16 protein-coding genes and 3 pseudogenes are annotated in these 25,335 nt (G+C 71.6%); 9 read left to right on the top strand and 10 right to left on the bottom strand.

The window, feature by feature from the left end; genetic code table 11:
- The first annotated feature begins 87 nt into the window (after window positions 1–87).
- From VET29_RS32945 to VET29_RS32935, 3 genes and pseudogenes are all read left to right on the top strand, one after another.
- Complete coding sequence (locus VET29_RS32945) at window positions 88–636, top strand: hypothetical protein (protein WP_324928024.1); 549 nt, start codon at window positions 88–90, stop codon at window positions 634–636.
- A 339-nt stretch (window positions 637–975) separates the two neighbouring features.
- On the top strand, window positions 976–1,665 hold the full coding sequence (locus VET29_RS32940; RefSeq protein ID WP_324928021.1) for a TetR/AcrR family transcriptional regulator: 690 nt from the start codon (window positions 976–978) through the stop codon (window positions 1,663–1,665).
- A 182-nt stretch (window positions 1,666–1,847) separates the two neighbouring features.
- Window positions 1,848–1,961 (top strand): annotated as a pseudogene (locus tag VET29_RS32935) (hypothetical protein); the annotation flags it as partial.
- Between the two features lie 288 nt (window positions 1,962–2,249).
- On the opposite strand, the gene VET29_RS44205 reads toward VET29_RS32935, so the two are convergent.
- Window positions 2,250–2,327, bottom strand: a complete 78-nt coding sequence (locus VET29_RS44205; RefSeq protein WP_414636680.1) for a 50S ribosomal protein bL37 — start codon at window positions 2,325–2,327, stop codon at window positions 2,250–2,252.
- Window positions 2,328–2,770: 443 nt separating this feature from the next.
- Between VET29_RS44205 and VET29_RS44200 the strand changes: the two genes are divergently transcribed.
- From VET29_RS44200 to VET29_RS32925, 3 genes are all read left to right on the top strand, one after another.
- Window positions 2,771–3,061 carry a DUF6959 family protein gene (locus tag VET29_RS44200; RefSeq protein ID WP_414636678.1) on the top strand — a complete coding sequence of 97 codons (291 nt, stop codon included), beginning with the start codon at window positions 2,771–2,773 and terminating at the stop codon, window positions 3,059–3,061.
- Window positions 3,015–3,485 carry a YdeI/OmpD-associated family protein gene (locus tag VET29_RS32930; RefSeq protein WP_324928019.1) on the top strand — a complete coding sequence of 157 codons (471 nt, stop codon included), beginning with the start codon at window positions 3,015–3,017 and terminating at the stop codon, window positions 3,483–3,485. The genes VET29_RS44200 and VET29_RS32930 overlap by 47 nt, the downstream gene beginning before the upstream one ends.
- Before the next feature lie 861 nt (window positions 3,486–4,346).
- The gene (locus VET29_RS32925) at window positions 4,347–5,468 is read left to right on the top strand and encodes a serine hydrolase domain-containing protein (RefSeq protein ID WP_324928017.1); all 1,122 of its coding nucleotides are present in this window, start codon (window positions 4,347–4,349) and stop codon (window positions 5,466–5,468) included.
- Window positions 5,469–5,718: 250 nt separating this feature from the next.
- Here VET29_RS32925 and VET29_RS32920 read toward each other — a convergent pair whose 3' ends face one another.
- The 3 genes from VET29_RS32920 to VET29_RS32910 form a co-directional block, all read right to left on the bottom strand.
- Complete coding sequence (locus VET29_RS32920; protein ID WP_324928015.1) at window positions 5,719–5,979, bottom strand: hypothetical protein; 261 nt, start codon at window positions 5,977–5,979, stop codon at window positions 5,719–5,721.
- A gap of 75 nt (window positions 5,980–6,054) precedes the next feature.
- Window positions 6,055–7,776 (bottom strand): HAD-IA family hydrolase, encoded by a 1,722-nt coding sequence (locus tag VET29_RS32915; protein ID WP_324928013.1) that lies wholly within the window; start codon window positions 7,774–7,776, stop codon window positions 6,055–6,057.
- Window positions 7,773–8,933: a DegT/DnrJ/EryC1/StrS family aminotransferase gene (locus tag VET29_RS32910; protein ID WP_324928011.1), complete on the bottom strand. Its 1,161-nt coding sequence runs from the start codon at window positions 8,931–8,933 to the stop codon at window positions 7,773–7,775. Before VET29_RS32910 ends, VET29_RS32915 begins: the two co-directional genes overlap by 4 nt.
- A 181-nt stretch (window positions 8,934–9,114) precedes the next feature.
- On the opposite strand from VET29_RS32910, the gene VET29_RS32905 reads away from it, so the two are divergent.
- Window positions 9,115–9,549 carry a type II 3-dehydroquinate dehydratase gene (locus tag VET29_RS32905; protein WP_324928009.1) on the top strand — a complete coding sequence of 145 codons (435 nt, stop codon included), beginning with the start codon at window positions 9,115–9,117 and terminating at the stop codon, window positions 9,547–9,549.
- A 39-nt stretch (window positions 9,550–9,588) separates the two neighbouring features.
- Here the strand turns inward: VET29_RS32905 and VET29_RS32900 are convergent, their stop codons facing one another.
- Entirely contained in the window at window positions 9,589–10,605 is a 1,017-nt protein-coding gene (locus VET29_RS32900; protein ID WP_324928007.1) for a 3-dehydroquinate synthase family protein, read from the bottom strand.
- Window positions 10,602–11,354: a hypothetical protein gene (locus tag VET29_RS32895; RefSeq protein ID WP_324928005.1), complete on the bottom strand. Its 753-nt coding sequence runs from the start codon at window positions 11,352–11,354 to the stop codon at window positions 10,602–10,604. Before VET29_RS32895 ends, VET29_RS32900 begins: the two co-directional genes overlap by 4 nt.
- A gap of 130 nt (window positions 11,355–11,484) precedes the next feature.
- On the opposite strand from VET29_RS32895, the gene VET29_RS32890 reads away from it, so the two are divergent.
- Together VET29_RS32890 and VET29_RS32885 are read left to right on the top strand one after the other, a co-directional pair.
- Entirely contained in the window at window positions 11,485–12,687 is a 1,203-nt protein-coding gene (locus VET29_RS32890; RefSeq protein WP_324928003.1) for a 3-deoxy-7-phosphoheptulonate synthase, read from the top strand.
- 81 nt (window positions 12,688–12,768) lie between these two features.
- A complete protein-coding gene (locus tag VET29_RS32885) occupies window positions 12,769–14,283 on the top strand; it encodes an MFS transporter (protein ID WP_324928001.1) in 1,515 nt (504 codons plus the stop codon).
- A gap of 283 nt (window positions 14,284–14,566) precedes the next feature.
- Here the strand turns inward: VET29_RS32885 and VET29_RS32880 are convergent, their stop codons facing one another.
- The 4 genes and pseudogenes from VET29_RS32880 to VET29_RS32865 all read right to left on the bottom strand — a co-directional run.
- Entirely contained in the window at window positions 14,567–16,150 is a 1,584-nt protein-coding gene (locus tag VET29_RS32880) for a bifunctional 3-(3-hydroxy-phenyl)propionate/3-hydroxycinnamic acid hydroxylase (protein ID WP_324927998.1), read from the bottom strand.
- Window positions 16,147–16,947, bottom strand: coding sequence for an arylamine N-acetyltransferase family protein (locus VET29_RS32875; RefSeq protein WP_324927996.1), 801 nt, complete (start codon window positions 16,945–16,947; stop codon window positions 16,147–16,149). The genes VET29_RS32880 and VET29_RS32875 overlap by 4 nt, the downstream gene beginning before the upstream one ends.
- A gap of 38 nt (window positions 16,948–16,985) precedes the next feature.
- A pseudogene (locus VET29_RS32870) lies at window positions 16,986–20,006 on the bottom strand (type I polyketide synthase); the annotation flags it as partial.
- Window positions 20,007–20,248: 242 nt separating this feature from the next.
- A pseudogene (locus tag VET29_RS32865) lies at window positions 20,249–25,306 on the bottom strand (type I polyketide synthase); the annotation flags it as partial.
- Window positions 25,307–25,335: the final 29 nt, after the last annotated feature.

The following is a 25,335-nucleotide window of genomic DNA, read 5'->3' as shown; positions in this document are numbered from 1 at the left end:
GGACCCGACACGAAGTTGGGAGTTCACGTCCCCACCGGCTCACGCTCCACCTATTCTCCTTTGTGGACGGTTGAGAGGGGATGCGGCATGGACGAGAAGCCCGCTGAGGACAAGGTGAAGGAGCTGCGGCTCCAGATGTACGCGCTGCGGGACCGCGTGAACCGCCTGGAGATCGCCGCATTCCGCACGGTGGTGGCCATCGGCTCGGTCGCCATGGTGCTCGGCTATGTCCTGCCGTTCCTGACAGCGACCGAGAAGGCGGACGACGGCGACGACTCGATCGGCCTGCTCACGGCGGTCTTCGGCCTCGGCGACTCCGGCGACGGCCCGTTCAGCGGCGAAGCAAAGCTGGCCGCGATCGTCGTCGGGGTGTTCGCCCTGGTGATCCTGGTCGCACTGATCGCCCTGCTACGGCTGTTCGGCACCAGGGTCGGCAGCCGCGCCGTGCGGTTCGCGCGCGTCTGCGGGATCATCCTGTTGGTGGTGTGCGGGTTCGCGTGGCTGCTGGTGTTCGCCCTCGCCGGCCACTTCGATGGCAGGGTGAGCGCGTTCTCCCCGGCCACCCTGTCGTTCACCATCGGCGGCGTCGCCACCCTCGTGGCCGCCACCCTCCACCCCGCCGACTGGCGCGACTGAGTCCATCCCGCGCCACGACCGACGGATCGAACTCGGTGCGCGTCGGCACCCGGGCCGGAAAGGCGCCCGTGTCGTAGTTGATGCCTCGCCCACGCATCCCGGATCAGCCCCGTGTCATTGCGTTGCGCCGCCTGGACCGGCCTCGGTGCCCCGTCCAGGTCTCGTGCGAATACCCCGCCACGGGCAGTCCGACGACCAAGGAACCACGACTCATCTCAACCCTCCGAGACGACCAACGTTACCCTAGCGTACTCTATCGTACCTTAACGAGTTACACATGTTCTCACGTAGAAGCAAGATAAGGTACGGTGCGATCACTATAATGACCAGGATGACCGAGTGACTTCGGACGCGGGAGCGGGAGACACCGCTCCGCCTCGTCAGACACGCAGGCGTGGCGCCACGCTGGAACTGGCGATCCTGCGGGCAGCCGCGGACGAGCTTGTGCACAGCGGCTACGTCGGCCTGACGATGGACCGGGTGGCCGCGCGAGCGGAGACGAACAAGAACGCGATCTACCGCCGCTGGCCCGATCGGCCGACACTCGCCGTCGCGGCCTACCGACAGCTCCTGCCCGCCGACCCGGAACTGGATCTCGACACCGGCTCTCTGCGCTCCGACGCGTTGGCACTGCTGCAACGCGCCAACGCACGCATGACCTCTCCCGTGAGCAAGGTGCTGCGAGCCCTGCTCGCCGCGATCCCGGACGACCCTCGCCTGCTCCGCGAACTGCGCGAACACGTCGTGCCCGCGGGAAACACCGCGTGGCTGCGGATGCTCGCCCGAGCCGTCGCGCGCGGGGAGGCCCGGCCCGAGGCGCTCACACCCCGGATCGCCACGGTCGCGGTCGACCTGCTCCGCAACGAGTACACCCTTGGCGGGGTCACCACCATCCCCGAAAGCGTTCTCGTCGAGATCGTCGACGAGATCTTCCTTCCACTCGTCCAGGTCCGCCCCGCCTCGCGAGGCGGGTCATCGCCGGCCGACACCACCGACGAAGCCGGAACCGAACAAGCGCCACAGAAGTAGGATTCCATCGCGGGACAAAAGCTATCCACACCGCCTGTTCCGACGCCGAGGCATCACGGTCGCGGCCCGGATTCGGCACCAACGCCTCGAACGGGCGCGCCGCGACCTCAGCGATCCCGCGCAGTTGACCCTCCCCCGTCCATCGAACCGCGTCACGCCGGGGATTCCACGATCACAGCACCTTCACGCGAGCCTTCCGCGCAAGCTACGGCACCCCACCAAGCGAATATCGAGACCACGCTCTCGCATCGTTCGGCGCCGAACAACGCGCTACCGGCCTGACTCGCAGGCCGTGAAGCCTTCCGACGGTCGGCTCAGCCTCGCCAGCCGGGGGCACCTCCCTGGCGTGCGGGGGCGACAGGCCATACCCAAGTCCGCCCGAACAGGGTGACCCAGTGTCTGCTCCCGGTCGCGCACACAGTCAACGTGCAACCGCGCACGACGGCGAGCGCTGGTCCTGCCTGCGACCGAAGCTGGGAACGCTGCTCGGCGGCCGGCGACTCACCCGGTCGATCACCGTCCACCTGCTGCCGGCATCGCGGGCAGACCGGGTGGATGACCGGTCTGCCCGCCGCGGCGTGCGTTCAGTTGCTGTTCGGACGCTTGCCGTGGTTCGCGCCGCGCTTCTTGCGTGACTTCTTCTTGCTGGTGCGCTTCGACATATGAAGGCTCCTCCAGTTCACGAGTACCGCTCAGCTCATCACCACCGCCTACACGGCACCACCACCGTACAGCCCTTCGGCGTCCGATCCAGCAGAAGCGACGCGCACGTCACCCGTGTCCGCGGCCTCTGGGGGTTGCGGTGCCGCACCCATCGGTCCGCAGCCAGACCAGGAAACCACTGACCACTTTAGACCAATGTCGAAAGACTGTAAGACCATGACACCCACTCGAAGACTGAGAACCTGCTGGTCTCCACCGATCATGACCATGTGGCGCCACTGCGGGTGCCTGGCCTCCTGCAGACTGGGTGACTACGCCCGGGCCGCCCTGAGCCACTGTCGCCTGCCAGTGTGAAGGGACCGCCACGTTGCCAGTCGTGGGCCCACCAGCAACAGGTGATCCTCCGAGAGAACACGTTCCAGGTCCACCGAGCGGATCGATCATGGTCGCGGCGATCGAACGTCCGGTCATGCCGATGTGCGGACGTCGCGAAGAACGCGGTGGATCTGCGCCGAGGACGTTGACCACCATGGCATCCATGGAACACGTTGAGGTCGAACTGTACGGCGGGCAAGACAACGTGGCGGCTGTCCGGCTTCCACGGCAACGGTTTCCGGGCCTCCTGATTCAGGGTCTGGGGTCGCGATGTGTGTCGGTAGACCCCGGTTCCCAATACGATCGCTTCTATGACGGCACGTCGTTTCACTGCCACGCTCAGCACCAGCGGACGTGACCGGGTGTTCGTGCCCGTGCCGTTCGACCCCGACCAGGTCTGGGGCGTCAAACCTCGACATCACATCACCGGCACCGTCAACGGTCTGCGTGTCCGTGGCGTCATCGAGATCCTCGGCACCGACCGTGGTGTCGTTCTCGGCCCCGCATGGCGGCGTGACCACGGCGTGTCGCCCGGTGACCACGTCAAGGTGACTCTGTCCCCGGAAGGCCCGCAGCGCGCGGACCTCGCCGAGGACATCGCGACCGCGCTCGACGCCAACCCGGCCGCTGCCGCGTTCTTCGACTCCCTCGCCCAATTCTACCGCCGCGCCTACCTGCGCTGGGTCGACGGCACCAAACGCCGCCCGGAGCTGCGGGCGGCACGTATCACCGAGATGATCGATCTCCTGACCGCGGGAACAAGGCAACGCCCCAAGTCGTAGCCCCAGTCCGTCGCCCACACCACCACGTCATCCGTAGCCGATGAACGGACCTGGTGCCGTTTACACCGGATACGCTGCGGTAGCGGGGGACGGGGGAACTGGTGGACTGGAGTCTCTATCCGGATATCGCTGCGTCCTCGCTGCGGCTCGCGCTGAAGTCGGCGTTCGACCGGGCGGGTTACGACCTTGACGTGCTTCCGCCGTCGGCACCCGGGTGGCGAGACGTCGGCGCCGTGGTGCGCAACGAGGACCGAAGCGTAGACGTAGTCATGGGTAGTCAAGAACGAGAGTTCACAATGCAGTTCTGGGCGCCGCACAGTCTCCGCCTCGCCAGCGGCAGTACTTCGCAGCTGTCGGCGAGTCCATCCACATCTGGCTAAGTGGCACGCTGGTCCGCGACCTGAACGCCGCGTGGCCCTTCGTGAAATTCAGTCCCCGGGCAGAGGCCTGCGAACGCGGTGAGGGAATCGAGTACAACTGGCAGCAGTATCTCGCCAACCTGCGGCAGGCACCTCAACTGACGGCACTGCACTCGTTCCTTTCAGCCCAAGAACGCCGGTATCGGTAGGCGGTACATTCACTCGGCCCGATGTGACGGTTCCACGGGATGCCGAAGGCCTCGTTCACACGCGTGTTCCGACGGAACAGTGCCGTCGCTCGGGGTTGGTTGGTTTCGAGTTGGCTCAAGGTTCTTGCCGTGCTCAACGCCGTCGGAAGCCGGCTGAGCGGAATGTCACGGTGGACATCGAATCGCATGGTGGGGTTGTCCGCAGGACGTTTCGGGGGGTCTGCCGGATGTTCGGGTGTCGATCTTGCACGTAACGTTCGGTCCGGTCATGACACGACCTTGGGGGTTATGTGATGCGAACAAGGAAATCTCGGCGGCTGGTCGCGGGTTCGGTAGCGCTTGCGCTCGGCGCGGGCTGCCTGACCGCCGCGCCGGTCGCCGCGCAACCGGATGGCGGTCACACCGGCGATCATGCTGATGTCCAGGCGGTTGTGGACGGCTTCACCGCGCGTGGGGTGCCCGGCGCGATGGTCTTCGCCCAGGACCGGCACCGGCGCTGGACGGTCAGCAGCGGCACGGGCAAGTTGGGCGTCGACCGGCCGATCCGACCGTGGGATCGGGTGCGGGTGGCCAGCAACACCAAGATGTTCGTCGCCGCGGTGGTACTGCAGCTCGTCGGTGAGGGCACGGTGGGGTTGGACGCGCCGATCGAGCAGTATCTGCCGGGTCTGGTGCGGGGCAACGGATATGACGGCGCCAGAGTCACCGTGCGGCAACTGCTGCAGCACACCAGTGGGATGGCCGACTACATCAGCGACGTGCTGGCCGACCCGGATGCGAACAACCACCCGTGGCGGCCCGAGGAACTGGTGGAGCTCGGGTTGAGCCACCCGCCGCTGTTCGACCCCGGTACGGGGTGGGCGTACTCCAACACCGGGTACATCGTGCTCGGGATGCTGGTCGAAGCCGTGACCGGCAACGATGTCGGCGCGGAAATCACCGACCGGCTCATCCGGCCGCTCGGACTGTGGCAGACCACCTACCCGCAGGCCGGTGACAAGCGGATCCAGGGACCGCACGCGCACGGCTACTACGCCTTTCCCGGCCAGCCGGTCGCGGACGTGACCGAGCTCGAGCCCAGCCTTCCCGGCGCCGCCGCAGCACTGATCTCCACCGGCCCGGACCTGACGCGCTTCGTGCGAGCACTGCTGGCCGGCAAGGTGCTGCGCCCCGACCTGCTCGCACAGATGCTAACCACGGTGCCCGCCGAAGGGCCCGACTACGGTCTCGGAATCCGCGAGATCCCCCTGCCCTGCGGCGGTGTGGCGTGGGGACACGCCGGCAACATGCCCGGCTACGACTCCTTCACCGCCGCCACCCACGACGGCCGATCAGCGTTCGCCGTGGCCAACGGACACCTGACCAACGGCGACACCGCCAACGTACGCGGCGCGGTCGAGTCGGCACTGTGCTGACCGAACCCCCTCCGATCTGACCAGGAGGGCAGCGACCCGAACATCCTCTTCTGCCGCATATCAGACGTTCGAGAGCGCGGCGGTAGCCAAAGAACCGCACGATAACCCGTTCTACTTCCAAGCCCTCGGCGATGATCCCACGACTGGCAACGCAGTGGTCCCTCGGCGACGGCAAACGACACCACCACCTACGTGGACGCCACCACCAACTGTGTTGCGCGCAGCGGCCACGGGAACCTTGAATACGTCGTCATGTTCGACGGCGTACGGATGCAGAATGTCCCGACCGCGCCTTGCCTGTCCGCCACACCCAGAAGGGCACTCGCACGACGGCGTAGCCGTCAACCCCGGTGATATCCAGGCACGCCTTGCGGTTCTGTGCGATCAGGTCGACCACGAACAGGTCGAACAGCGGCATGAACGCGTCGTGACCGGCGGGGATGGTGAGTCGGCACTGTCCTTCGGTTCTGGCCAGCGCGGCGTGCGCGGCGTCGATCGACCACGATGTCATGGTCGATCGGGATGTGGCGGCCGTCCACGACACCGGACGACGACTGGCCGCGCACACCCCGTCGGCGCCTGGCGGTCAGCGGTGGGCGAGTGCGGGCCGGGTCGCTGGCGCCGTCAGACGGCAAATCCGTGTGAGGTCGCTCGGCGTGCGGAGCACGTCGTCGGGTTCCTCTGCCAGTAGGGCCTGCTCGTCGGTTTCGCCCCACAGGGCGGCGATCGCCCGGACGCCGGCGGCCTTCGCGGCCGTCAGGTCCGTGACCGCGTCGCCGATCATGACCGCGTCCTGTGGGGCGGTCGAGAGCAGCTCCAGCGCGCGGATCACGATGTCCGGGGCGGGTTTCGCGTGTGCCACCTCGTCCGAGCCGAGTACGTGGTCGAACAGGTGCAGCACGCCGAGCCGTTCCAGCAGCGACCGTGCCCGCCAGCCCGCTTTGCCGGTGGCGACGGCCGTTGGGATGCCGCGGTCGCGCAGGTCCGTCAGCAGGTCGTGAACGCCGGGGAACAGGGTGACCTCGCCCGCGAGGCGGGTGCTCGCGCGGACGAACGGGCCTTCCATCTCCAGCGGAAGGCCCATGATCCGCATGATGTCCGGGAAGTACCGGCCGAGATGGCGGTTGTACTCGGCGAACGGCGGCTCCCCGTCCCCGACGACCTGCCGGTACGCCTCGGTGAACGCCGCGCGCATCACCGCGAAGCTGTCCACGACGACGCCGTCCAGGTCGAACACCACGGCGCGCACCGGTCGGACCGACCTGGTCGACAGGAGCGGCGCCGCCTCGTACAACCGCTCGATCACGTGCACCACCTGCCTGGCCTCGGCGACGGCGGTGCCGCGCACGGCCGGGTCGTGCACTCGGTCGGCCAGGGCGTCGAGCAGGCGGTCGTACTCCGCGCCGATCTCCTCGGCAGGTACGGGCACCCGGGTGACCTGCCCGGAACGGATCACGGTCAGTGCGGCGTCGCGCCGGTTGGGGCTGAAGCCGAAGGTGCACTCCAGGGTCGCGACGCCGTCGCTGCCCTCGACCGCGATGGTCGTGACGTCCACCGGTTGGTGCGACGCCCACCGAGCGGTGAGGGACACCGACAGCCCGGCGCGGGTCACGAGGAAGCCGCGGGCGGTGTCCTCGACGTCGCCGCCGGACGTGGCGCCTTCCTGTCGCCACCCGGCGTGGGCGCCGGCGTGGCCAAGGAAGTCGGCGGACACCGTGCCTGCGACCTGTTCGACACGCGAGCCGCCCAGCAAGGGCAGGACGTTGTCGAGCAGGTGCCAGCCGAGGTCGACCAGTGCGCCGCCGCCCGCGAGGCCACGGCGGGTGAACCAGCCGACGCCGTTCGGGATGCCCCTCGCTCGCACCCAGGACAGCGAGACGTGGCGCAGCTCGCCGAGGTCGGCGGTGACCTCGATCAGCCTCCGCACGTCCGCGCGGTACCGGGACGCACTGCCGGCGAGCAGGACCGTGCCACCCGCCACCTCCGCGGCGGCCAGGCGGTCCGCCTCACCGGTGGTCAGGCACACCGGTTTCTCGACGAACGTCGGGACGCCCGCGCTGAGCAGCTTCTCGGCGACCGCGGCGTGGAGGTGGTTGGGCGCGGCGACGATCGCCAGGTCCACCGCGTCGGACGGCAGTTCGTCAACCGTGGCGTACTCCACCGGTGCGCCGGCCTCGGCCCGCGCGGCGGGATCCGGGTCGACCGCGGCCGCCAGGACGAACCGGGAGTTCGCCGCGAGGCGGGGCAGCCAGATGGATCGGGCCGCCCAACCGAGGCCGATCACGGCGACGCGCAGCGGCCCGCTCACGACCGCCCCAGCACGTCGGCGACCGACTCGGCGACCTCGTGCATCTGCTCCTCGGTGCCGAGCAGCGTGCGGTGGTGCAGCCAGATCGTGTCGGCGTAGATGGCCTCGGTGTTCGGGCAGCGCGCGGCGATCTGGTCCACCGTCTCCTCAGGTGCGCCGGTCTCCCAGAAGCCGGGGCAGCGGTAGATGGCGCGGAACGCGGCGAACGCGGGGACGCCGCGCTCGATGAGCTGGTCCACGAGCTCGTTGCGGCGCTGTTCGGTGGTGCCCGGGACGCGGAACATGGCCATGTAGTGCGGGTTGCTGTCGCAGCGCGGATCGCGGCCCTGCGGAACGACGCCGTCGATGTCGCCGAGCAGGCGGGTCAACAGCGACGCACGCTGCTCCCGTACCGACACCTGCTCCGCCAGCCTGCCGAGCTGGGCGCGCAGGACCGCGGCGGAGAACTCGTTCATCCGGAAGTTCGAACCGGAGGTCTGGTGGAAGTAGCCGCGGTCGCCGGGCGGGCGGCCGCAGCTGTGCCGCAGGAAGCCCTGGTCGTACTGCTCCCGGTCGGCGAAGGTCACGAGGCCGCCCTCGCCCGCCGTCATGAGCTTGCCGTTCTGGAAGCTGAACGCGGCGACCGAGCCCAGCTCGCCGACTCGGCGGCCCCGCCAGGTCGCGCCGTGTGCGTGGGCGGCGTCCTGCAGCAGGGGCACCCCGCTGTCGGCGGCGAGCTTGCCGAGCGCGTCCATGTCGGCCATGTGACCGGCCATGTGGACGGGCATGATCGCCCTGGTCCGGTTCGTGACCGCACGCTCGACGGCGGCCGGGTCGAGGCAGTAGGTGACCGGGTCGACGTCGACCGGCACCGCGACGGCGCCGAGCCGTTGTGCGGCCTGCGACGAGGAGATGAACGTGAACGCGGGCACGATGACCTCGTCACCCGATCCGACGCCGAGCACCTGTAGGGCCAGCTCCAGCGCGTGCGTGCCGTTCGTGACGGCCAGCGCGTAGTCGGCGCCGTGGTGGGCGGCGAACTCGCGCTCGAACGCGTCGACCTCGCCACCACCCATGCGCCACCACTGGCCCTGTTCGAGCGCCCGGAGCAGACCGGTGCGCTCCGCGTCGTCGAACCGCGGCCACTCCGGAAGTGCGGAGACAATTCGTGAGACCATGAGATTCCTTAACGCCGACTGGGGAAAGACGTTTCAACTGGTTCCGACATTACCGTCGATATATTTTCGACCCATCCCCTAACCACCCCCTGACATTCTCGGGAACGTCCACAGAAAAATGGCACGGGCGCACGTTCCTGCTAGTTGTGGGAGACGGAACACAATTCGGGAAGGTGGCGCGATGAGCCGGCTGTTGTTGTTGAACGGACCGAACCTGGGCATTCTCGGCCGGCGCGAGCCGGCGGTGTACGGCACCGACACGCTGTCCGACGTGGAGAAGGCGGTGGCCGACGAGGTCGCCGAGCGGGGCTGGACGGTGACGAGCGTCCAGGACGATGTCGAGGGCGAGCTCGTCCGCACGGTGAACGCGAGCGCCGACACCGTGGGGGCCATCGTGAACCCCGGCGCGCTGATGATGGCGGGGTGGAGCCTGCGCGACTCGCTGGCCGCCTACCCGAGGCCGTGGGTCGAGGTGCACATCTCGAACGTGTGGGCGCGAGAGCGGTTCCGGCACGAGTCGGTCCTGGCGCCGCTGGCGTCGGGCGTGGTCGTGGGGCTAGGCACGTTCGGCTACCGCCTCGCCGCCCGAGCCCTCATGCACCTCGTCGCCGACTAGTGGTGCGGTGTCCACCAATGAACGTTGGTGGACACCGCACTAGTCCCTGGGCATGGCCGCGAGCACGTCGGCGACGACGTGCTCCGGCACGTTCCGCACCAGTTCCGCACCGGCGGGGCCGTCGAGGACGAAGGTCAGGTCGCCCAGTGACTTCTTGTCCAGGCGCATGAGTCGTACCAGTTCCTCGGCGGCCACGCCGGCCGGGAGCCGCCACGGACAGCCGTAGTGGCGCACCACCGCGAGGTGCTCGTCGACGCGGGTCGTGTCGATGCGGCCCAGTGCGCCGGCGAGCATGCCGGCGAACACCGTGCCGATCGCGACGCACTCACCGTGGCGCAGCCGGTAGTCCGTCGCCCACTCCAGCGCGTGGCCCAGGGTGTGGCCGTAGTTCAGCAGGTGCCGCGGGCCCGCGTCGCGCTCGTCACTGGAGACCACGGCGGCCTTGCGCGCCACGCTCGCCGTGATCTGCTCGGTGATCGGGAGGTCCCGCAGGTCGCCGCCGCCGATGAAGTGGCAGCGCGCGATCTCGCCGTACCCGTTGACCCACTCGCGGGCGGGGAGCGTCGCGAGGTAGTCGGTGTCGCACAGGACAGCGTCGGGCTGCCAGTAGGTGCCGACGAGGTTCTTGCCCCGCGACAGGTTCACCGCGGTCTTCCCGCCCGTGCTCGCGTCGACCTGCGCGAGGAGGGTGGTCGGCAGGTGGACCACCGCGACGCCCCGGTGGTAGAGCGCGGCGGCCAGCCCGACGGTGTCGGTGGTGGTGCCGCCGCCGCACGAGACGACCACGTCGCCGCGGTTGAGGCCGAACTCGGCGAACGCCTCGCACAGGCTCTCCACCGCGGCGAGCGTCTTGTCCTCCTCGCCGTCGCGTGCGGTGATCAGCGTGTGTGGCACGCCGGGGTCCGGCGTCCACTCCCGCGGTCGCGCGGACACCACGGCGGCGCGCTGCGCGCCCACCTTGGCGACGACCTCGGGCAGCTCGTGGCGCACGCCGGGTCCGATGCGCACGGCGTAGGAGCGTTCGCCGAGCTCGACGTGCACCTCCTGGGTGCTCACGCCGACCGTCCCGACAGCGCGGAGACGGTCCGGTCGGCCAGCTCGTTGCGGACGGTCAGCGCGGCGGCGGCGCCGACCGACGGCGGCAGCGCCAGGCGCGCGTGGGTGCCCAGCGCCTGGGTGAACACCAGGTAGGGGGCGGGCAGCGCGGCGCGGGACCGCTGCCCGAGCACGGCCCGCTCGGTGGCGGTGAGGTAGGCGGCGAGCCGCGGTGGCCGGGTGTGCGGCAGTGTGCCGGCACGCAGCGCGGCCTCGACCGACTCCGCCACGCGGCGCGTCGGGCTCAACGTGGCCGACCAGTGCCGCCAGCACTCGAAGGCGATGGCCTGGGCCCGGTCGCCGGCGATGGCGAAAAGCCCGCGCAGGTGCGCGACCGCGAAGTCCACCTGGTCGCCCCCGAGCGGGTGGAGCGCCAGCTCGCTGGACACGGCGGCCAGCTCGTCGAACACGTCGTGACCGCCGTACGGGAGATGGTCGGCCGGGCGGTCGGCAGGGCGCAGCGCCGTGGTGACCCAGCCACCGCCGGGGACGCGCAGCAGGCGCGCGGCCGCGGCGCGGACATCGGGCCGCGCGTCGAGCCACACCTCCAGCGTGTCACCCGCGGTGCCGGTGCGGTCGAAGAACAGGCACGCGCACGGGTCGGCGGCGCGAAGCAGGCGCGCGGTCTCGCCGAGCGAGAGAGGAAGCTCACCCCGGCTCGGCACGCGGGTGGGACCATGCATTCGGACGAACAGCCAACGGCCCGGCATAACACTCTCCTTGTATTTCCGACGATACCGACCGATGCTAATCACGGGGCCGCCGGGAACCCGGTCACCGGAATTCTGTGGGTGTTCCTAGGGGTGCGGGTAGGGGATACGCGCGTCATTCAATCGACTCATGAACCTGGCAATGCCGACCGCGCTCGCCGACGCGGTGCGCCGCCCGGCCGCGCAGCAACCGGAATGGGGCGACACGTCACTGCTCACGTCGGTCGACGCGTTCCTCACACAGGTGCCGCCGCTGGTGACGGCCGCCGAGGTGAGCGCGCTGACCACCGACCTCGCCGCCGTCGCCCGCGGCGAGGCCTTCCTCCTGCAGGGCGGTGACTGCGCCGAGACCTTCGCCGAGGGCACGCCCGAACACGTGCACGGCACCGTGCGCACGCTGCTGCGGATGGCGGGAGTGATCGCCGAACGCAGCGGGCTCGACGTCGTGCCGGTCGGCCGCATCGCCGGCCAGTACGCCAAACCGCGCTCCCAGGACCGGGACGCCCTGGGGCTGCCGGTCTACCGCGGTGACATCGTCAACGCCCCGCAGCCCGACATCGCGGCTCGCACGCCCGACCCGGCGCGGATGGTGCGTGCCTACCTGGCGTCGCGCACCACGCTGACCGAGGTCAGGGCGATCGCCGGGCACGAGGTGCGCACAAGCCACGAGGCCCTGCTGCTGGACTACGAACGACCGCTCGTGCGGGTCGGCGAGTTCGGCGGGCGGCACCGGCTGTACGCGGGGTCGGCGCACTTCCTGTGGATCGGCGAGCGCACCAGGCAACTCGACGGCGCGCACGTCGAGTTCGCCCGGCTCGTCGCCAACCCGATCGGCGTGAAGCTCGGTCCGGGGACGACGCCTGCGCAGGCCGCCGAGTACGTGGAACGCCTCGACCCCCGGTGCGAGCCCGGTCGCCTCACGCTCATCACGCGCCTGGGCGCAGGCCGGGTGCACGACGTGCTGCCGGCGATCGTGGCACGGGTGACCGCCACCGGCCACGAGGTCGTGTGGCAATGCGACCCCATGCACGGCAACACGTTCGAGTCCAGGGCCGGCTACAAGACCCGGCACCTGTCCGACATCGGGAAGGAGGTGGCGGACTTCATCGCGGTGCACCGGGAGATGGGGACGCATCCCGGCGGGCTCCACCTGGAACTCACCGGTGACCCGGTGACCGAATGCCTTGACGACACGACCGGCGACATCCGCGACGACCACGGCCTGACCGCTCGGTACGCGACGACCTGCGATCCCCGGCTCAACCTGGCGCAGGCCACAGCACTCGCGGAACAGGTCGCCGAGTTGCTCGGCGCCGGGGCAGGCGACCAGTAGTCACATCGATGTGACGCAGTCACAAAAAAGTGCTTTCTTCCGCGCGGCAACCGCCTCCCCGATGATGAAGGACGGAAACACATGAACGCACCATCGAAAGGGAAGACAACCATGGGCCTGCCCGACAAGCGGATGACCGGACTGCGGTGGTTGGCGCTCGTCGTGCTCTGCGCCGGCCAGATGATGATCGTCATCGACCAGAACATCGTGAACGTCGCGCTACCCACCGTGCAGAGCAGTCTCGGGTTCTCCTCGGCGAACCTCGTGTGGGTGGTCAACGCCTACGTGATCCCGTTCGGCGGGCTGTTGCTGCTCGCCGGCAGGCTCGGCGACCTGGTCGGCCGCAAGTACGTGTTCATCACCGGCATCGCGTTGTTCAGCGCGGCGTCGCTGCTGTGCGGCTTCGCGACTACCGAGGCGATGCTCATCATCTTCCGGTTCCTGCAGGGCATCGGCGGCGCGATCGCGTCGGCGTGCATCCTCGGCATGGTGGCCACGATGTACGACGAGCCGCGCAAGCAGGCGCAGGCGATCGGCGCGTACAGCTTCGCGTCGGCCGGTGGTGGCGCCGTCGGCCCGCTCCTGGGCGGCGTGCTCACCGACCTCGTCAGCTGGAACTGGATCTTCTTCATCAACGCCCCGATCGGCGCGGCCGTCGTGCTGGTCGCGATGCGCGCGGTGCCGACCGACCAGGGCATGGGCGTGCGCAAGGGCGCGGACTTCCTCGGCGCCGCGCTCGTCACCGGCGGGCTGATGCTGCTCGTCTACACCATCGTGAACGCGGAGAACATCGGCTGGGGCGCCACGCAGACGCTGGTCCTCGTGCCGGTGGCGGTGCTGCTGCTCGTCGCGTTCGTCGTCCGACAGGCCAGGGCCGCCCGGCCACTGGTCCCGCTCAAGATCTTCTCCTCGCGGGGGCTGTCGGTGGCGAACGTCGTGCAGTTCCTGATGATCGCCGGGATGTTCGGGCTGCTGTTCTTCGGCACGCTGTACCTGCAGCGGGTCCTGGGCTACAGCTCGCTGCAGGCCGGTCTGGCGTACGTGCCGATCGCCGTGGTGATCGCGCTGATCTCGTTGTTCCTGTCCGCACGGCTGATCATGCGGTTCGGGCAGCGAACGATCCTCTACACCGGACTCGTGCTGATCGTCGCCGCCTTCGCGCTGTTGGCCACGGTTCGGGTGGGCGGCACGTTCCTGGCGGACTTCCTGCCTGCGACGCTCCTCATGGGGCTGGGCTTCGGCCTCGCGGCACCCGCGATGATGGGCCTTGGCATGTCGTCCGTCTCGCCGGCCGACTCCGGCATCGCGTCCGGACTGTTCAACACCACGCAGCAGATCGGCGGCGCCATCGGCCTGACTGTGCTGAGCGCGGTCGTCACGGCGCGGACCGACGCGCTGCTGGCCTCCGGCGAGGACGAGTCGGCGGCGCTCGTGGGCGCCTACCGCGTCGCGTTCGTGATCGCCGCGGTATTCGTCGCCGCCGCACTGGTCCTGGCGGTCGCGCTGCTCCGCGGGTCCGGGCAGGACACGCCGGAGCCCGCGGCCGAGGAGCCGGTTGACGAACCGCCGGCGAAGACCGAGCCGGCGACCGCCTGACCCGTCCGGTACGACCGCCTCCCGGACGGTCCCGACGGCGACGCGGGCGGGGTTCCGCTCCCGGAACCCCGCCCGCGTCGCCGTTCGCACCGTGTGTGCGGGCCCGGCGACACGCCCCCTCCTCCCCGGGCCCGCACACACTGCCGCGCCATGGGGAACCCCCGGTAGGAGTGCCGGGGGTTCCCCATCGTGCGCACCCGAGTCACCAAGGGGTGTGGCACACGACTCCGGCGCGGACCTCGGTCGAGGTCCGCGCCGGAGTCGTGTTCTGCTGTGGGATATCTCAGTGCGTCAGGACGGCCGCGCTCACGTGGTGGCGCAGGCTCGCGACCACCGCGCGGTAGTCCTCGGGCCGTCCGATCTGGCCGTACACGTAGAAGTCCGGCCGAATGAGCACCGCCCTGGCGCCCGCCTGCTCCAGGTAGGGCAGGTAGACGCCGTCGACGTCGGCGACCGCGGTCGCTCCGTTCCCGGCCCTCGGGTCGTCGGCCGGAACGACGGTGACGATCCTGACGTCCAGCTCCGCGAGGAACGCGACGTCCGCCTCGTCGAGGTGTGGCCGGGGGTCCTCGGTGGACAGCAGCACGAACCCGGTGCCGACGACGTCGTCGAACAGGCCGGTCGCCGCGCCGCGCCGCACGTGTGCCTGCGGGCTGAGCCTGCCGGCCAGGCCGCGGGGCCGCACGTCGTGCAGCGCCCCCTCGTGCAGCGGGTGGACGGGCGCCTGAGGGGCCCCGGCGCCGACGCCGCGTTCGCGGGCCGCGATCATCACCGTGTCCCTGTCGGCCGCGGCCGCCGGGTCGAGCTGGCAGATCACCTTGGCGAGGTCCACCGACATCCGCACCGCGTGCCGGACGTGGCGGCCGCGTTCCAGCTCGTAGGTGTCCAGCAGGGTGTCGCCGGCCCGGCCACCGAGCACGAGGTCGAGCTTCCACGCGAGGTTCGCCGCGTCGCGGATGCCCGAGCACATGCCCTGCCCCGCGAACGGGGGCATGACGTGCGCGGCGTCGCCCGCGATGAACACACGGCCGGACCGCCACCTCGTGGCCCAGGTCGCCTGGAAGCTGTAGACAGCGTGCCGCAGCAGGGTCGCGTTGTCCGGCGTGACGTCGAACATCGCGAGCAGCCGCCACGCGCTCTCCGGCGTGTTCAGCTCCTCGACCGTCTCGCCGTCGACACGCATGAACTCCCACCGGCGGTGGCCCGGTCCGGCGGACGCGGCGGTCCTCGGCCGTGCCGGGTCGCACACCTGCAGGTTGTTGGGGTCGAAGGGTCGCGGGTCGTGCGGCACAACGTCGCAGATCAACCAGTCGCGGGAGAAGCGCAGGTCGTGCATGTCCGTGCCGATGTGCCCGCGCACGAAGCTGTTGGCACCGTCGCACCCGACCAGCCAGCGCGCGGACAGCACCGTCCGCTCGCCCGCCCTGTCCACACAGGTCAGCTCGACGTGGTCGCCGTGGTCGGCGACCTCGACGGCCTCGCGGCCACGCAGGACGGTCAGGGTGGGCAGCTCGGCGCCGCGCGCGGTCAACGCGGCCTCGAGGCCCGGCTGGTACATCGAGGTCGAGTCCGGCCAGTGGCACCAGCCGGTGTTCGCGCCCTGGATGTCCAGCAGCACCTTGCCCTCGGCGTTGCGCCACACGTACCGGCCGGATGGCTCGGTGTCGTTCGCGACGAAACCGGTGATGCCGAGCGCGGACAGCACGCGGGCGGCCTCGCTGTCGAACGCGACCGCACGCGACATCGTGTACGGCTCGGGCCAGCGGTCCACGACGGTGACCGACCAGCCTCGCCGTGCCAGCAGCACGGCGAGGGTCTGGCCGACCGGTCCGTCGCCGACGACCAGGACGTCGGATCCGGTGCTCACGACCGCACACCCACCTCGGGGTGCAGGATGTGGTCGATGGCGCCCTCGTAGTCGGCGGTCTTCGCGAGCACGCGGACGTGGTCGACGCCGTCCTCGGCACGCAGGTGCCTGCGGCCGACGAGCAGCAGCTGGCCGGTCTCGTAGGCGTGGCCGTAGATCACGGTGCCCGCGGCGATCATCTCGCCCGCCCAGTGCCAGTACGGGTCGTCGTTCTCGCCGGTGACGATCGCCTTCCACTCCGCGTAGTGCCGCTCCCGCAGCGTGAACCGGTACACGGCCTGCCAGTCGGCACCCACGCCCCGGCGGCGCAGCACGAGGTGCTCACCGTCGGGCACGACCTGGTAGTCGAACCCGTTCTGCGTCTGGACATCGGCGCTGACCCGCACCGGCTCGGTGAACGACGGTCCGGCGAACCCGACGTCGACGAGCCACTGCTCGCCGTCGATCCGCACCAGGTTCAGCATGTGCTCCAGGTCCGGTCCGAACTGGTCGTTCGCGCCGCGCACGCCGGCGGAGACGATCGTGACGTCGTAACCCAGCTCGAGAAGCAACGCGCGGAACAGGCCGGAGAGCTCGTGGCAGATGCCGCCCTGCCGCTCGGTGATCAGCGCCTGGAAGAACACATCGGCGCCCGCGTCGACGTCGTCCCAGATCGCGAGGCCCTTGGCCGCGTTGCGGGAGTTGTCGAACGGCACGGTCATCATGTGCCGCTTGTGCAGTGCGCGCAGGTTCTCCGCCGTCGGGGCGGTGGAGCCCCGGTGGTCGAGGTGCCTCAGGTAGGTGTCGACGTCGAACATGTCCTCACTCCTGTCGAAGTCTGTGTTGGGGAACGGGGTCACGCCTTGTCCACTGCGGACAGGCGCTCGGTCAGGTGGTCGGCGAGCATGCCCGGTGTCGGGTGGTCGAACAGCAGCATCGGGCTGAGGTCCAGCTCGGTCATCTCGCCGAGCTGGTTGCGCACCTCCACGGCGGTCAGCGAGCTGAACCCGACGTCGAAGAAGCCGGTCTCCTCGTCGATCTCGTCGTGGTCGTCGTGGCCGAGCGCGGTCACGGCCAGGCCGATGATGGTCTCGACCAGGGTCTTCCTGCGGTCGGCCGCGGGCAGCCCGGCCAGAATCCCGGCGGACAGCTCGCCACCGGTCCGCTCCTCGGCCTCGACGGTCTCCGCCGGGATGGTCACGGTCGTGTGGTCGGTCGTGGTCACGGTGGTCTCCAGCCAGTAACGCTTGTGCTCGAACGGATAGGTGGGCAGTGGCACGTGCCCGCGCGGCGGCGGCACGGTCAGCGATCGGCCCCTGGTGTGCAGGCGACCGAGCGCCGCCAGGAACGAGCGGCAGTCGCCCTGGTCGCGGCGGAGCACCGGCAGTGCCTCCGCCGACGTCGTGAGGCTCTCGTGGGTCATGGCGGTGACCGCGTCACCCGGACTCACCTCGAGGAAGGTGCGCACCCCGTCGGCCTCCAGCGTCCGCACCGACTCGTGGAACCGGACGGTGGCGCGGACGTGGCGCACCCAGTAGTCGGCGGTGACGAGGTCGTCGCCGGTGGCGAACCGGCCGGTCACGTTGGACACGACCGAGATCGTGGGCGGCGCGTAGGTCAGCCGCTCGGCGACGGCGCGGAACTCGGCGAGCATGGGCGCCATCTGCGGCGCGTGGAACGCGTGGCTGACCTGGAGCCGCTTGGTGCGGTGGCCTTCGGCACGCAGGCGCGCGGCGATGTCCAGCACGACCGCCTCGGCGCCGGACAGCACGACCGACGTGGGACCGTTGACCGCGGCGATGGCGGCCTCGTGCTCGTGGCCGGCGAGCAGCGGCGCGACCTCCTCCTCACCCGCGCTGACCGCGACCATCGCGCCACCGGCCGGGAGTCGCTGCATGAGCCTGCCCCGCGCGGTGACGAGGTCGGCCGCGTCCGACAACGGCAGCACGCCGGCCACGTGCGCGGCCACGATCTCGCCCACCGAGTGGCCGGCGAGCACGTCGGGCCGGACGCCCCAGTGCTCCAGCAGCCGCACGAGCGCCACCTCGACCGCGAACAGCGCGGGCTGGGTGAACTCGGTGCGGTCGAGCGCGGCGGCGGTGGCGGTGCCCCCGGTGGCGAACACGACGTCGCGCAGCGGGCGCGGCAGGCCGCGGTCCAACTCGGCGGCGACGGCGTCGAACGCGTCGGCGTACGCGGGGAAGCGCAGCAGCTGGCGGCCCATGCCGAGGCGTTGGCTGCCCTGGCCGGCGAACAGGAACGCGAGGGTGCCGTCGGTGACGGTGCCGGACACGACCCCGGGGGACGGCTCACCGCGGGCCAGGTTGCGGACCCCGTTGACGAGCGCGGCGCGATCGGCGCCGAGAACCATGGCACGGTGCTCCAGGTGTGCGCGCCCGGTGGCGAGCGCGCGGCCGACCGCGTCGGCGGTCAGCTCCGGGTGCGCCTCGACGTGCTCGACCAGCCGCCACGCCTGCGCGGACAGCGCGGCCGCCGTGCGGGCCGACAGCACCCACGGCACCGGCCCCTCGTCGGCCCCGCCCGCCACACCCGACTGTTCGGGAAGGTCGGGTGCCTGCTCGACGATCACGTGGGCGTTGGTGCCGCTGACCCCGAACGCGGACACCCCGGCGCGGCGCGGACGGGCCACCGCGGGCCATGGTCGTGCCTCGGTCAGCAGCTCCACCGCGCCCGCCGACCAGTCCACGTGCGGGCTGGGTTCGTCGACGTGCAACGTCTTCGGCATGGTGGCGTGCCGGATCGCCTGCACCGCCTTGATGACGCCGGCGACGCCCGCCGCCGACTGGGTGTGCCCGATGTTCGACTTCAGCGACCCCAGCCACAGCGGGGTCTCGCGGTCCTGGCCGTAGACGGCGAGCACGGCCTGCGCCTCGATCGGATCACCGAGCGTCGTGCCCGTGCCGTGCGCCTCCACCATGTCCACCTCGGACGGATCGAGACCGGCTGCGGCGAGTGCGGACCGGATGACCCGCTGCTGTGCCGGACCGTTGGGCGCGGTGAGACCGTTGGAGGCACCGTCGGAGTTGACCGCACTCCCCCGCACGACCGCCAGCACCGGATGACCGTTGCGACGGGCATCGGACAGCCGCTCCAGCAGCACCAGCGACATGCCCTCGGACCAACCGGTGCCGTCCGCCGCGGCCGCGAAGGCCTTGCACCGGCCGTCGGGCGCGAGCCCCCGCTGCCGGGAGAACTCCACGAACGTCGAGGGCTGCGCCATCACCGCGACACCGCCGGCGAACGCGAGGTCACACTCGCCCGCCCGCAGCGCCTGGCTCGCCAGGTGCAGCGCGACGAGCGAGGAGGAGCACGCGGTGTCGACCGTGACTGCCGGGCCCTCGAACCCGAGGTGGTAGGCGACCCGGCCGGACACCACGCTGCCCGCGACCCCGGCGCCCTGGAAGCCCTCCAAGCGCTCGTCGCGGTAGCCGGTGCCGTAGTCGTGGTACATGACGCCCGCGTACACGCCGGTGCGGCTGCCGCGCAGGGACACCGCGTCGATGCCGGCCCGCTCGCAGACCTCCCACGCGGCTTCCAGGAACAGCCGCTGCTGCGGGTCCATGGCCAGTGCCTCGCGTGGCGAGATGCCGAAGAAGCGTGCGTCGAAGTCACCGGCGTCGCGCAGGAATCCGCCGTGGCGGGTGTAGCTGGTGCCCGCGTGGTCGGGGTCCGGGTGGTACAGCGCGTCGAGGTCCCAGCCGCGGTCGTCGGGGAAAGGTCCGATGCCGTCGCGGCCCTGCGCGACGAGTGCCCACAGGTCGTCGGGGGAACGGACGTCGCCGGGCAGGCGGCAGCCCATGCCGACTATCGCGATCGGCTCTGTCGCCCTGGCGGTGAGCGCGGCGACTTCGGCCTTCAGCCGCTCGTTCGCCGTGAGGGCCGCCCGCAGCGCGGCGACGACACGCTCGTCGGCGGCGGTCTCCTGGGTGGTCACGCGTTCTCTCCTGTCGTTCCGGTCTCGGGTGCCGCCGCACCGCCGAGCGCGGTGGCGACCAGGTCGTCGATGCTCATCTCGGCGATCCGCCCGACAACGGGGGTGGCCTGGCCGGTCGCCAGGTCGACGGACGCGCGCCGAGTCGGTTCGGCGGGTTCGGCCGGGACCAGCTCGTCGCGCAGGAACGCCGCGAGCCGTGCCGGGCTCGGGTGGTCGAACGCGAGCGTCGCCGGCAACCGCAGCTCCAGCGCGGCGGCGAGCCGGTTGCGCAGGTCGACGGCGGCGAGTGAGTCGAACCCGAGCTCGGTGAACGGTGCGTCGGCGCCTACGGCGTCGCGGTCGGTGTGGCCGAGCGCGCCCGCCGCGTGGGTCCGGACGAGGTCGGTGAGCCGCCGCAGCCGCTCGGGCGGGGTCATCCGGCTCAGCCGGGCCCGCAGGGCCTCCTCCGCCGCGTGCCCGGCGCCCGCGGCCCGGCGCGGCGTGCGGACCAGGCCGCGCAGCAGTGCGGGCACGGTGTCCTGGTCGCGGGCGGTCAGGTCGAACCGGGCGGGGACGAGCACCGGGGCCGCCGAGTCGAGCGTGCGGTCGAACAGGGTGAGCGCGGTCGCCACCGGGAGCGGCAGCACGTCCCGTTTGCCCGCGGCGAGGGAGGCGGTGAGGGCGCTGTCGGAGTCCCAGAGGCCCCACGCCAACGACACGGCAGGCAGGCCCAGGTCGTGTCGGTGCCTGGCGAGCGCGTCGAGGAACGCGTTCGCGGCGGCGTAGTTGCCCTGACCGGCACCGCCGAGCGTGCCGGCGGCCGAGGAGAACAACACGAACGCGGCCAGGTCCGTCTCATGCGCGGTGGTCAGCTCGTGCAGGTGCCACGCGCCGTAGGCCTTCGCGGCGAGCACCGCGTCGAGCCGCTGCGGGGTGAGCGCGGTCAGCGTCGCGTCGTCGAGGACGGCGGCGGTGTGCACGACCGCGGTCAGCGGGTGCTCGGCCGGGACGCCGGCGAGCAACGCGGCGACCGAGCTCCGGTCGGCGAGGTCGCACGCGGCGAGCGTGACGGTCGCGCCGAGCCCCTCGAGGTCCGCGCGCAGGCCGGTCGCACCGGGCGCGTCCCCGCCCCGGCGGTTGGTCAGCAGCAGATGGCGGACACCGTGCTCGGTGACCAACCGCCGGGCCACGAGGCTGCCGAGCGCACCGGTGCCGCCGGTGACCAGCACCGTGCCGGCCGGGTCGAGCGCACGGCCCGCCCGCGCCACCGTGCCGCGGGACAGGCGCGGCACGTGGAGTTCGCCGTCACGCACGAGCACCTGCGGCTCGCCGCTCGCCACCGCGGCGGCCAGGAGGCCCGGAGCACCGTCACCGTCGATGTCGACCAGGACGAACTCCCCAGGGTGCTCCAACTGCGCGGAGCGCACGAGGCCCCACGCGGCCGCCGCCGCCGGGTCGCGGTCGGCACCGCGGGTGAGGACGGCGAGCGGGTCGCCACCCGCGGCCAGGTGCTGGGTCAGCGCGGCGAGGACGCTCGCGGTGACCGCGCGGGTCCTGGCTGGCAGGTCACCGCGGACCACGCCGGTATCGGTGAGGTCGAGCACCGCGCCCGGCGTGGGGGTCGGGCCTGCCGGGGTCGGCAGCGGTCGCGGCTCGACGGTGAACAGCGCGTTCTCCGGCGCGTCCGGTAGGGCGTGGCGGCGCGGGTCGACCGGGCGGGTGATCAGCGCGCCGACGGTCGCGACGGGAGCGCCGGCCGGGTCGGTGAGCCGCACGGTCAGGTCGCCGGTGTCGGTGCGGGCGGCGTGCACCCGGACCGCGGTGGCGCCTGTGGCGTGCACGACAACGGACCGCCACGCGAAGGGCAGCCGCAGGGTCGCGGGCTCGTCCTGTGCGCCGTCCTGGCCGGGGAGGAAGGTCGCCGTCTGCAGCGCGGCGTCGAGCAGCGCGGGGTGCAGGAGGAAGCCGTCGCCTGCGGCCTCGCCGGGCAGTTCGACCTCGGCGTGGACCTCCTTGCCGGTCGCCCACACGGCACGCAGACCGCGGAAGGCCGGTCCGAGCGCGAGTCCGCCGACCGCCTGGCGGTCGTAGAAGTCGGCCAGCGGCACGGGAACCGCGTCGGCGGGTGGCCGGCCGGTCGCGGGCACGCCGGTGGGCACGGCCACCGTGGTGAGGGTGCCGGTCGCGTGCCGGGTCCAGCCCGTGTCGTGGGCGCCTGCGTGGACGGTGACCGTGCGGGTGCCGTCCCGGTCGGGCCCGACCTGGACGCGGATGGCCGCTCCCGCCTCCGGCAACGCCAGCGGCGCCTCGACGACCAGCTCGTCCAGCACGCCGGCACCGAACTCGTCGCCAGCACGCACGGCCAGTTCGACCAGCGTGGTGCCGGACACGACGACGGTGCCGTCGATCGCGTGGTCGGCGAGCCAGGGCTGGGTACGGGTGGTGAGCAGGTTGGTGAACACGGCGCCGCCGTCGGGCAGGTGCACGGCCGCGCCCAGCAGCGGGTGGCCGGTCGCGGTGGCGCCGACCGAGCCGAGGTCCGCGCTGGCGCGCGGGGTGAGCCAGAACCGCCGGTGCTGGAAGGGGTAGACGGGCAGGTCGGTGCTCGGCACGGCCCGAGCTGCCGGTGGTGTGACACCGGCAGGCAGCCGGGTGTGCAGGCGGGCGAGCGCCTCGGCGAACGCGGCAGGCTCGTCGGCCCTCGTGCCCAGGGCGGGGATCGCGGCGATGTCGCCGCTCTCGCCGACGAGCGCGGCGAGAGCGCCGCCCTTGCCGATCTCGACGGCCGTCGTGACGCCGTCGGCCACGAGCGTCCGCACGGTGTCGTGGAAGCGGACGGCGGCGCGGACGTGGTGAACCCAGTACTCGGGCGTGGTCAGCTCGGCCGGGTCGGCGACGAGGCCGGTGACGTCCGAGATCACCGGTATGGTCGGTGCCGCGTACCGGATCCCGGCCGCGACCCGGTGGAACTCGGCGAGGACGCCGTCGGTGTGCGGGGAGTGGAAGGCGTGGCTGACGGGGAGCCGCTTGGTCCGCGCGCCCATCTCGGCGAGGCGGGCGGCGAGCGCCGTCACGGTGTCGGCGTCGCCGGAGAGGACCACGGACTCCGGCCCGTTGACCGCCGCGATGTCCACAGTGGACTCGTGCCCCGCGAGCAGGGGACGGACGACGTCCTCGGCCGCGTTGACGGCCACCATCGCACCGCCCGCCGGCATGGTCTGCATGACCCGGCCCCGCGCGGCGACGAGCGTCGCCGCGTCGGCCAGGGTGAACACCCCGGCCAGGTGCGCGGCGGCCAGTTCCCCGACCGAGTGCCCGGCGACGACGTCGGGCCGCACACCCCAGCCGGCGAGCGTCCTGGCCAGTGCCACCTCGAGCGCGAACAGCGCGGGCTGGGTGTACTCGGTGCGGTCCAGCAGGTCAGCCTCCGGTGTGCCTGGCACGGCGAACACGACCGACCGCAAGGGGACGGGAAGGTGCGGGTCGAGCACGGCGCAGACGTCGTCGAACGCGGCGGCGAACGCGGGCACCACCCGGTGCAGTTCGGCGCCCATGCCCGCGCGCTGGCTGCCCTGTCCGGAGAACACGAACGCGACGCGCCCGGGTGCGGCACGGCCGGCGACGGCACCGGAGTCCTGGCGGCCGGCGGCCAACGCGGTCAACGCCCCGGCCGGGTCGGTGCCGACGACGACCGCGCGGTGGTCGAACCGGGTGCGCCCGCGCAGCGCCACACCGACACCGGCGACATCGCCGTCCACTGTGGACGCGAGGCGGCCCGCGAGCGCGGCGAGCGCGGCAGGCGAGCGTGCCGACAGCGGCAGCCACACGGCCGGCCACCCGGCCTCGGGTACCGGCGTGGCGCCCAGCTCCGGTGCCTGCTCGACGATCACGTGGGCGTTGGTGCCGCTCGCACCGAACGCGGACACCCCGGCGCGGCGCGGGCGGGCCACCGCGGGCCACGGTCGCGCCTCGGTCAGCAGCTCCACCGCGCCCGCCGACCAGTCCACGTGCCGGCTCGGCCGCTCGACGTGCAACGTCCTCGGCATGGTGCCGTGGCGCATCGCCATGACCGCCTTGATGAGTCCGGCCGCGCCCGCGGCGGCCTGCGTGTGCCCGATGTTCGACTTCAGCGACCCCAGCCACAGCGGGGTCTCGCGGTCCTGGCCGTAGGCGGCGAGCACGGCCTGCGCCTCGATCGGATCACCGAGCGTCGTGCCCGTGCCGTGCGCCTCCACCATGTCCACCTCGGACGCCGCGAGGCGCGCGTCGGCGAGTGCGGCGCGGATGACCCGCTGCTGCGCCGGACCGTTTGGCGCGGTGAAGCCGTTGGAGGCACCGTCGGAGTTGACCGCACTCCCCCGCACGACCGCCAGCACCGGATGACCGTTGCGGCGGGCGTCGGAGAGCCGCTCCAGCACCACGACCGCGGCGCCCTCGGACCAACCGGTGCCGTCGGCCGCGTCGGCGAACGCCTTGCACCGGCCGTCGGGCGCGAGCCCCCGCTGCCGGGCGAACTGCACCATCGCGTCCGGCGTGGCCATGATCGCCGCACCGCCGGCCAGCGCGAGGTCCGACTCGCCGCAACGCAGTGACCGGGCCGCCAGGTGCAGCGCGACCAACGACGATGAGCACGCGGTCTCGACGGTCACCGACGGGCCCTCGAGTCCCAGCGCGTAGGAGACCCGGCCGGAGGCCGCGCTGGCCGCGTTGCCGACGCTCAGCAGGCCCTCCAGCTCGGCTGGCACGCGTTCCACCGGTGGCGCGTAGTCGTGGTACATGACACCGGTGAACACACCGGTCCTGCTGCCGCGTAACGCGTCCGGGTCGATCCCGGCACGCTCCAGCGCCTCCCACGACACCTCGAGCAGGTGCCGCTGCTGCGGGTTGAGCGAGGTCGCCTCGCGCGGCGAGATGCCGAAGAACTCGGCGTCGAACCCGCCGGCGTCGGCGAGAAAGCCGCCTTCCCGCACGTAGCAGGTGCCGGGGTGGTCGGGGTCGGGGTGGTAGAGCCCGTCGAGGTCCCAGCCCCGGTCGGTGGGCAGCGGGCCGATCCCGTCGCCGCCGGCGGACACCAGCCGCCACAGGTCCTCCGGCGAGGTGACGCCGCCGGGCAGCCGGCACCCCATCCCGACGATCGCGATCGGCGCGTGCCGCTCCGCTTCCAGGTCGTCGAGCCGCTGCCGGGTCTGCCGCAGTTCGACGAGGGTCCGCTTGAGGTAGTCCTTGATCTTGTCGGTGGACACCGGGTCCGCCTCCCTGTCGTGGCTTCCCA

This window comes from Actinophytocola sp. (genome assembly GCF_035634895.1).
Lineage (GTDB): Bacteria > Actinomycetota > Actinomycetes > Mycobacteriales > Pseudonocardiaceae > Actinophytocola.
The sequence above is the reverse complement of the archived record's forward strand: the minus strand, read 5'-3'. Positions and strand labels throughout refer to the sequence as shown.

What these genes read in the sequence shown, in the direction of transcription:
- VET29_RS44205 (WP_414636680.1), bottom strand. Translation starts at nt 2,327, where the DNA reads ATGTCGAAGCGCACCAGCAAGAAGAAGTCACGCAAGAAGCGCGGCGCG.
- VET29_RS32885 (WP_324928001.1), top strand. Translation starts at nt 12,769, where the DNA reads ATGAACGCACCATCGAAAGGGAAGACAACCATGGGCCTGCCCGACAAG.
- VET29_RS32910 (WP_324928011.1), bottom strand. Translation starts at nt 8,933, where the DNA reads ATGGTCTCACGAATTGTCTCCGCACTTCCGGAGTGGCCGCGGTTCGAC.
- VET29_RS32895 (WP_324928005.1), bottom strand. Translation starts at nt 11,354, where the DNA reads ATGCCGGGCCGTTGGCTGTTCGTCCGAATGCATGGTCCCACCCGCGTG.
- VET29_RS32920 (WP_324928015.1), bottom strand. Translation starts at nt 5,979, where the DNA reads ATGACATCGTGGTCGATCGACGCCGCGCACGCCGCGCTGGCCAGAACC.
- VET29_RS32945 (WP_324928024.1), top strand. Translation starts at nt 88, where the DNA reads ATGGACGAGAAGCCCGCTGAGGACAAGGTGAAGGAGCTGCGGCTCCAG.
- VET29_RS44200 (WP_414636678.1), top strand. Translation starts at nt 2,771, where the DNA reads ATGGTCGCGGCGATCGAACGTCCGGTCATGCCGATGTGCGGACGTCGC.
- VET29_RS32925 (WP_324928017.1), top strand. Translation starts at nt 4,347, where the DNA reads ATGCGAACAAGGAAATCTCGGCGGCTGGTCGCGGGTTCGGTAGCGCTT.
- VET29_RS32930 (WP_324928019.1), top strand. Translation starts at nt 3,015, where the DNA reads ATGACGGCACGTCGTTTCACTGCCACGCTCAGCACCAGCGGACGTGAC.
- VET29_RS32905 (WP_324928009.1), top strand. Translation starts at nt 9,115, where the DNA reads ATGAGCCGGCTGTTGTTGTTGAACGGACCGAACCTGGGCATTCTCGGC.
- VET29_RS32875 (WP_324927996.1), bottom strand. Translation starts at nt 16,947, where the DNA reads ATGTTCGACGTCGACACCTACCTGAGGCACCTCGACCACCGGGGCTCC.
- VET29_RS32890 (WP_324928003.1), top strand. Translation starts at nt 11,485, where the DNA reads ATGAACCTGGCAATGCCGACCGCGCTCGCCGACGCGGTGCGCCGCCCG.